The sequence below is a fragment of the Bacteroides sp. CAG:633 genome (assembly GCF_000435115.1).
In the GTDB taxonomy this organism is placed as follows: Bacteria; Bacteroidota; Bacteroidia; order Bacteroidales; family Bacteroidaceae; genus Bacteroides; species Bacteroides ndongoniae.
This window is the reverse complement of sequence record NZ_FR883026.1, coordinates 1-8,038: the sequence shown is the minus strand read 5'-3', so window position 1 is coordinate 8,038 and position 8,038 is coordinate 1. Positions and strand designations below refer to the sequence as shown.

Annotated in this window: 6 protein-coding genes and 3 tRNA genes; all 9 read left to right on the top strand. The window is 45.6% G+C overall.

Annotated features, from left to right (window positions below; all coding sequences use genetic code 11):
• Positions 1-1,367: ATP-binding protein (locus QVP67_RS04150; protein ID WP_288179893.1), on the top strand; the 1,367-nt coding region annotated here is incomplete at its 5' end.
• A 219-nt stretch (positions 1,368-1,586) separates the two neighbouring features.
• Positions 1,587-1,661: transfer RNA gene (locus QVP67_RS04145), tRNA-Val, on the top strand.
• Between the two features lie 32 nt (positions 1,662-1,693).
• Positions 1,694-1,768, top strand: a tRNA-Val gene (locus QVP67_RS04140).
• Positions 1,769-1,799: 31 nt separating this feature from the next.
• A tRNA-Val gene (locus QVP67_RS04135) sits at positions 1,800-1,874 on the top strand.
• Between the two features lie 347 nt (positions 1,875-2,221).
• Positions 2,222-3,568 carry an adenylosuccinate lyase gene (gene purB, locus QVP67_RS04130; protein WP_022162288.1) on the top strand — a complete coding sequence of 449 codons (1,347 nt, stop codon included), beginning with the start codon at positions 2,222-2,224 and terminating at the stop codon, positions 3,566-3,568.
• Between the two features lie 99 nt (positions 3,569-3,667).
• Positions 3,668-5,065: a pseudouridine synthase gene (locus QVP67_RS04125; protein ID WP_022162287.1), complete on the top strand. Its 1,398-nt coding sequence runs from the start codon at positions 3,668-3,670 to the stop codon at positions 5,063-5,065.
• A 78-nt stretch (positions 5,066-5,143) separates the two neighbouring features.
• Positions 5,144-6,547: an asparagine--tRNA ligase gene (gene asnS, locus QVP67_RS04120; RefSeq protein ID WP_022162286.1), complete on the top strand. Its 1,404-nt coding sequence runs from the start codon at positions 5,144-5,146 to the stop codon at positions 6,545-6,547.
• A gap of 179 nt (positions 6,548-6,726) precedes the next feature.
• Entirely contained in the window at positions 6,727-7,218 is a 492-nt protein-coding gene (locus tag QVP67_RS04115) for a DUF4488 domain-containing protein (protein ID WP_022162285.1), read from the top strand.
• A 322-nt stretch (positions 7,219-7,540) separates the two neighbouring features.
• Entirely contained in the window at positions 7,541-8,002 is a 462-nt protein-coding gene (gene rplM, locus QVP67_RS04110) for a 50S ribosomal protein L13 (RefSeq protein ID WP_022162284.1), read from the top strand.
• The last annotated feature ends 36 nt before the right edge of the window (positions 8,003-8,038 follow it).

Genomic DNA, 8,038 nt, shown 5'->3' with positions numbered 1-8,038 from the left:
TCGAACGTGTGCTCGATGTTATTGACCTCGAACAACCCCGTGGTGTTATCGTATCGGTAGGCGGACAGATTCCGAACAATCTGGCTATGAAACTCTATCGTCAGTCAGTTCCTGTATTGGGTACTTCTCCGGTATCTATTGACCGCGCAGAGAACCGTAATAAGTTCTCTCACATGCTCGACCAGCTGGGTATCGATCAGCCGGCATGGCAGGAACTAACCAGCTTGGAAGATGTGAAAGGCTTTGTGGCTAAGGTGGGTTATCCGGTGCTGGTGCGTCCGTCTTACGTCCTCTCGGGTGCAGCTATGAACGTTTGCTACGACGAAGAAGAATTGCAGGAGTTCCTGAAGATGGCAGCTGAGGTATCGAAAGAATATCCGGTAGTTGTTTCGCAGTTCTTGCAGAATACGAAGGAGATAGAATTCGATGCCGTAGCTCAGAACGGCGAGGTGGTGGAATACGCCATTTCCGAGCACGTCGAGTTTGCCGGCGTACACTCTGGCGACGCTACCCTGGTGTTCCCCGCTCAGAAGATCTATTTTGCTACCGCCCGTCGCATCAAGAAGATCAGTCGTCAGATTGCTAAGGAACTGAACATCTCAGGTCCGTTCAACATTCAGTTCCTGGCTCGCAATAATGAAGTTAAGGTGATTGAATGTAATCTTCGCGCTTCACGTAGTTTCCCGTTTGTCAGCAAAGTGCTGAAACGCAACTTTATCGAGACCGCAACAAAGATTATGCTCGATGCTCCTTATACCAAACCCGATAAATCGGCTTATGATATCGATTGGATTGGCGTAAAAGCCAGCCAGTTCTCGTTCTCGCGCCTGCACAAGGCCGACCCGGTATTGGGTGTAGACATGTCTTCAACAGGTGAGGTTGGTTGCTTGGGTGATGATTTCTCAGAAGCTTTGCTGAATGCGATGATTGCTACCGGTTTCAAAGTTCCTTCTCCTGAGAAGGGTGTGATGTTCTCGTCGGGTGCCATGAAGTCGAAAGTTGATTTGCTCGATGCCAGCCGCATGCTTTATACTAAAGGTTATAAGATCTATGCTACAGCCGGCACAGCAGCTTTCTTGAATGCCCATGGCGTAGATACAGTGCCTGTTTTCTGGCCGGATGAACGTCCCGATGCCGAGAATAATGTGATGAAGATGATTTCCGAGCATAAGTTTGATCTTATTGTCAATATCCCGAAGAATCATACCAAACGTGAGTTGACGAACGGTTATAAGATTCGTCGTGGTGCTATTGACCATAATATTCCGTTGATCACCAATGCGCGTCTGGCTAGTGCCTTTATTGAGGCCTTCTGCGAGATGAAATTGGAGGATATCCAGATCAAGAGCTGGCAGGAATATAAATAATCTGAATAGAGATATTTTTATTGTATTTTGTAAGGATGCACCATCAAGGTGTGTCCTTACTTTTTTTGTGCTTTGCACATCACAGTGTTACTTGTTTGGTCGGATACACCGTAGTCTGTTTCGATGAGGCTGTGATGTTTTTTTTGAAAAAAGTCATTCGATTGTTTGCAGATATCAAAAAATGTCGTACCTTTGCAGCGCTTTTGAAACGAAAGTGACGGGCGTTTAGCTCAGCTGGTTCAGAGCATCTGCCTTACAAGCAGAGGGTCGGCGGTTCGAATCCGTCAACGCCCACTACTCAATTCTTCACTTTCGTTATTCAAAACGGGCGTTTAGCTCAGCTGGTTCAGAGCATCTGCCTTACAAGCAGAGGGTCGGCGGTTCGAATCCGTCAACGCCCACACTCAATTCTTTATTTTTGTTATTCGAAACGGGCGTTTAGCTCAGCTGGTTCAGAGCATCTGCCTTACAAGCAGAGGGTCGGCGGTTCGAATCCGTCAACGCCCACCGACAATTTTTAGAGGACACATGTAAATGTGTCCTCTTTTTCTTTTTTTAGGATAGCCATTTCTGGGTAGCAATTATCCCTTTATTTTTTCTCAGTTAGGAAAATATTATTCTCTAACTAGGAAAAAATTTTTTTCTAGTTAGGGAAAATAGGAAGGTATAGATAAGTCGATAGGGTAGGGAGGAGGGGTCTTTTGCGTTCGGCGGTAGGTGAGGCAGGCGACAGTGGCGGATGTATTTTGGATAATTTTATAGTTGCAAGGAGTTTTTATGTCATTCTTATCCCTTGTAAGTCAGAAAAAAGACGTAATTTTGCAGTCTGATAATTATCATTATAGATACGACGTATGAAACTGGATTTACTTACCGCTATCTCTCCGATCGATGGTCGATACAGAGGCAAGGCTGAGGCCTTGGCTGATTATTTTTCTGAGTTTGCACTGATAAAATACCGTGTACAGGTAGAAGTGGAATACTTCATTACCCTGTGCGAACTGCCCTTGCCGCAATTGAAAGGGGTGGACAAGGCTGTGTTCGAAACTTTGAGAAACATCTACCGCAACTTCTCGGAAGCCGATGCACAGCGCATCAAAGATATTGAAAGCGTGACCAACCACGACGTGAAAGCTGTAGAATACTTCCTAAAAGAAGAGTTCGACAAGCTGGGTGGAATGGACGACTATAAAGAATTTATTCACTTTGGTCTGACTTCGCAGGATATTAACAATACTTCTATCCCCCTTTCGGTGAAAGAAGCACTGAGCAATGTGTACTATCCGCAGATAGAAGAGCTGATAGCACAACTTCGCACGTATGCTGAAGAGTGGGCCAACATCCCTATGCTGGCCAAGACGCACGGACAACCCGCTTCGCCTACCCGTCTGGGAAAAGAAATCAATGTATTTGTCTATCGTTTGGAACGTCAGCTTGCTACGCTGAAGGCCTGTCCCGTGACAGCCAAGTTCGGTGGTGCTACCGGTAACTACAACGCCCATCACGTAGCTTATCCCGAATACGACTGGAAAGCGTTCGGCAACCGTTTCGTATCCGAAAAGCTGGGTTTGGAACGTGAAGAATATACTACACAGATTTCCAATTATGACAATCTGTCGGCTATCTTCGACGCCATGAAGCGCATCAATACCATCATGATCGACATGAACCGCGACTTCTGGCAATACATTTCGATGGAATACTTCAAGCAGAAAATTAAAGCCGGTGAGGTGGGATCGAGTGCTATGCCTCACAAAGTGAACCCCATCGACTTTGAAAATGCCGAAGGTAATTTGGGTATGGCAAATGCTATTTTGGAACATCTGGCTGTGAAGTTGCCGGTGTCTCGTCTGCAACGCGACCTGACCGACTCGACTGTGCTGCGCAATATCGGTGTGCCTTTCGGACATATTATCATTGCCATCCAGAGCTCATTGAAAGGTTTGCGTAAACTGCTGCTGAATGAAACAGCTATCTATCGCGATTTGGACAACTGCTGGAGCGTTGTGGCTGAGGCTATTCAGACTATTTTGCGTCGCGAGGCCTATCCGCATCCGTACGAAGCACTGAAGGCTTTGACGCGCACCAACCAGGCTATTACAGAAGAATCTATTAAGAACTTTATCGAGGAGTTGAACGTGAGCGAGGACATCAAGAAAGAGCTTCGCGCTATCACTCCGCACAATTATACAGGAATGTAAATAAGAGGAGGTGTCAAGAGGAAGCAGCTCCTTTATTTGACACATCCGCCTAATAACGGCCGTGAGGCCAACGTCTAATTTTATTCGAATAAAAACAAAATGAGTACAGAAAACGAAACTTGGCGCGATGCTTCTTCCGCAGAGGGGAACTCGAATGCCGGCCGTGATGGTAACCAGTTCAACGGAAGTTATAACCGTCCGTCTTATAACCGTGAAAATGGCGATCGCCCGCATCGCCCGAGATTTAACAGGGAGAATGGTGAACGTGTGCAGCGTGCTTATAGCAGCGACCGTTCTTACCGTCCGCGTTTCAATCCTAATACTGAGAATGGCGATCGTCCGCAACGTTCGTACAGCGATGACCGTTCGTATCGCCCGCGTTTCAATTCCAATTCTGAAAATTCGAGTCGTCCGCAACGCACTTATGGCAATGATCGTCCGCAGCGTCCGCGCTTTACTCCGAATAACGAGTATGGCGATCGTCCACAACGTTCTTATGGTGCGCGTCCGCAGCGCCCGCGTTATAATGATGCCGAAGCTAGTGATCGCCCGCAACGTTCGTATGGAAACGACCGCCCGCAACGTCCGCGTTTTGCTCCGAATGCCGATAATGGTGATCGTCCGCAACGTTCGCGTTTCAATGCTGGTGGTACAGGCAAGCCGCAGGGATATGGCAAACAAGGTGGAAACCGTCAGCGTCGTACAGCCGATTACGATCCGAACGCTAAGTACAGCAAGAAGAAACAGATAGAATACAAAGAACAGTTTGTCGATCCGAACGAGCCGATCCGTTTGAACAAGTTCCTTGCTAATGCCGGTGTCTGCTCACGCCGTGAGGCCGATGAGTTTATTACAGCTGGTGTAGTTTCGGTAAACGGTGTTGTCGTAACCGAGTTGGGAACCAAGATCAAACGTGGTGACGAAGTGAAGTTTCATGATCAGACAGTCAGCATCGAACGCAAAATTTACGTATTGCTGAACAAACCTAAAGATACGGTGACTACATCCGACGATCCGCAGGCGCGTCGCACGGTAATGGATCTGGTAAAGGATGCCTGCACCGAGCGCATTTATCCGGTAGGCCGTCTGGACCGCAATACGACCGGTGTGCTGTTGCTTACTAACGATGGTGATCTGGCTTCTAAGCTGACTCATCCCAAGTATTTGAAAAAGAAAATATATCATGTGCATCTGGACAAGAATCTGACAAAGGCAGATATGGAACAGATTGCTGCCGGTATTCAGTTGGACGATGGTGAGATTCATGCAGATGCTATCAGCTATACTGACGAGAATAAGAAGAATGATGTAGGTATTGAAATCCATTCGGGTAAGAACCGTATCGTGCGCCGAATCTTCGAGTCGCTGGGCTATAAGGTGGTGAAACTGGATCGTGTATACTTTGCTGGATTAACAAAGAAGGGTTTGCGTCGTGGCGAATGGCGTTACCTGACAGAGCAGGAGGTAAACTTCTTACGGATGGGTTCGTTTGAATAAAAAAGAGTATTAATATAATGTAGTAAAGAGTCGGGGAGCGATGCATCTCTTTGACTCTTTGCAGAATACGATAGAATTATGGAAAAGATTAGTAGAACAAAGATTGTTGACCTGCTGAAGCGTGACGATTTTGGCGCTATGGTCAATGTGAAAGGATGGGTTCGTACCCGCAGAGGTAGCAAACAGGTGAATTTTATTGCACTGAATGACGGTTCTACAATAAATAATGTGCAGATTGTGGTAGACGTGGCCAACTTTGACGAAGATGTGCTGAAAGATATCACGACCGGAGCCTGCCTTAGTGTGAATGGTGTTCTGACCGAATCGGTCGGTGCCGGACAGAAAGCCGAAATCCAAGCCCGCGAGATAGAAGTGTTGGGTACTTGCGACAATACATATCCTTTGCAGAAGAAAGGTCACTCTATGGAGTTCTTGCGCGAGATTGCTCATTTGCGTCCCCGTACTAATACGTTTGGCGCTGTGTTCCGCATCCGTCACAATATGGCGATAGCTATCCACAAGTTTTTCCACGAGAAGGGTTTCTTCTATTTCCATACCCCGATCATCACAGCATCCGATTGCGAAGGTGCCGGACAGATGTTTCAGGTGACAACGAAGAATCTGTACGACCTGAAGAAGGACGAGAACGGTTCTATTATTTACGATGACGACTTCTTTGGCAAGCAGGCCAGTCTGACGGTTTCCGGACAGCTGGAAGGCGAGTTGGCTGCTACGGCCTTGGGTGCTATCTATACGTTTGGTCCGACTTTCCGTGCTGAAAACTCTAATACTCCCCGTCACTTGGCTGAGTTCTGGATGGTTGAGCCTGAAGTTGCTTTTGCTGATCTGAACGAATTGATGGATCTGGAAGAAGAGTTCATTAAATATTGTGTAAGATGGGCACTCGACAACTGTCGTGACGATTTGGAATTCCTGAACAAGATGGTTGATAAAGGATTGATAGAACGTCTGCAAAAGGTGGTTGATACAGAGTTTATCCGTCTGCCTTATACGGAAGGTATTAAGATTCTGGAAGAAGCCGTGGCAAAAGGACATAAGTTTGAGTTCCCTGTATATTGGGGTTGCGATTTGGCCAGCGAGCACGAGCGTTTCCTGGTTGAGGAACATTTCCAAAAGCCTGTTATCATGATTGACTATCCGAAAGAAATCAAGGCTTTCTATATGAAGCAGAATGAGGATGGTAAGACTGTGCAGGGTACTGACGTGTTGTTCCCGCAGATTGGCGAAATCATCGGTGGAAGTGTGCGTGAGGAGAATTATGACAAGCTGATGGCACGCATCACCGAGCTGCATATTCCGATGAAAGACATGTGGTGGTATCTGGATACGCGAAAATACGGTACATGTCCTCATGCCGGTTTCGGTCTGGGATTCGAACGTCTGCTTCTGTTTGTGACAGGTATGGCCAATATCCGCGACGTTATTCCGTTCCCGCGTACTCCGCGTAATGCCGAGTTCTAATTGAAGAATTTGTTTGCTGAAAGACAATAAGGATATTTTTTACCCTTAAAGAGCAAGTCCGTACAATTTATCAGATTGTGCGGACTTTTTTTTCTGTATATGTGTTATATTCTCGAAAATTTTATTTATATTTGTGACAGCCCCTAAGGCTGAGAGTGTTAACCAAAAACGATACGAATATGAAACGAAATTTGTTCTTTACCATGCTTGCAGCTATGCTGCTTGCGGTAGCAGGAGTCTCCGCACAGGAGAAGGCTGCTTTTAAACCGGCCAATCTGGAAGGAATCTGGCAATTGTGCCATTATGTGTCCGAGTCTGCTGATGTACCTGGAATGCTGAAACCGAGTAATACATTCAAAGTACTTGGTAAGGATGGGCGGATTGTTAATTTTACGCTTATTCCTGGGTCGGATGCCATTATAACCGGTTATGGAACTTATGAACAGCTGACAGATAATTCTTACAAGGAAAGTATTGAAAAGAACATTCACCTGCCTATGTTGGACAATCAGGATAATGTGCTTCAGTTTGAAATGGAATCGGATGAATACATGCATTTGAAGTATTTTATATCGAAGGACTTGAATGGAAATGAACTGAATTGCTGGTATCACGAGACGTGGAAACGTGTTGTGATGCCCGATAAGTTTCCAGAAGATATAGTTCGCTGATAGTTTTCTGTACTTGTCAGCAAGAGTGTTGTTTCTGTTTTTAATTCTTTCCCATCCGGGACAAAACGTTGTGCGTGCGTCCCAGGTGGGAAAGTTTTTTTGTATGTATCTGTGACGGGTGAGAAAAAGCCAACTCGGTGATAATCAAAAAAAGGCTAAATCGTTTGTCAGTTCGCAGAAAAACCGTACCTTTGCAAGCCGATTATTATCTAAAAAGGATAAGCGATTAATTCATAGCGAGTTGGACGGCCTTTGTCCGGGGTGTCCGATTAGCGGTGAAGAGAAAAAATTAGTAGTAACATTATTAAAAAACAAATCAAGAGTGGATACTTTAAGTTACAAGACCATTTCTGCAAACAAAGCTACAGTGACTAAAGAATGGGTCATTGTTGACGCTACCGACCAAGTATTGGGTCGTTTGGGCGCAAAAGTTGCGAAACTGTTGAGAGGAAAGTATAAACCTAACTTTACCCCTCATGTAGATTGTGGCGATAATGTGATCATTATCAATGCCGACAAAGTGAAACTGACCGGTAACAAATGGAATGACAAGATCTATTTGTCATATACAGGTTATCCTGGTGGTCAGAGAGAAATCACCCCTGCCCGCTTGCAGGCTAAACCGAACGGTGATGACAAGTTGCTGAGAAAAGTAGTAAAGGGTATGCTGCCTAAGAACAAATTGGGCGCTAAATTGCTGGGTAATATGTATGTATACGCCGGTAGCGAACACAAACATGCTGCTCAGAACCCGAAAATGATTGATATTAACGCACTTAAATAAGAAGATAATGGAAGTAGTAAATGCATTAGGCAGACG

What these genes read in the sequence shown, in the direction of transcription:
- QVP67_RS04115 (WP_022162285.1), top strand. Translation starts at nt 6,727, where the DNA reads ATGAAACGAAATTTGTTCTTTACCATGCTTGCAGCTATGCTGCTTGCG.
- purB (WP_022162288.1), top strand. Translation starts at nt 2,222, where the DNA reads ATGAAACTGGATTTACTTACCGCTATCTCTCCGATCGATGGTCGATAC.
- QVP67_RS04125 (WP_022162287.1), top strand. Translation starts at nt 3,668, where the DNA reads ATGAGTACAGAAAACGAAACTTGGCGCGATGCTTCTTCCGCAGAGGGG.
- asnS (WP_022162286.1), top strand. Translation starts at nt 5,144, where the DNA reads ATGGAAAAGATTAGTAGAACAAAGATTGTTGACCTGCTGAAGCGTGAC.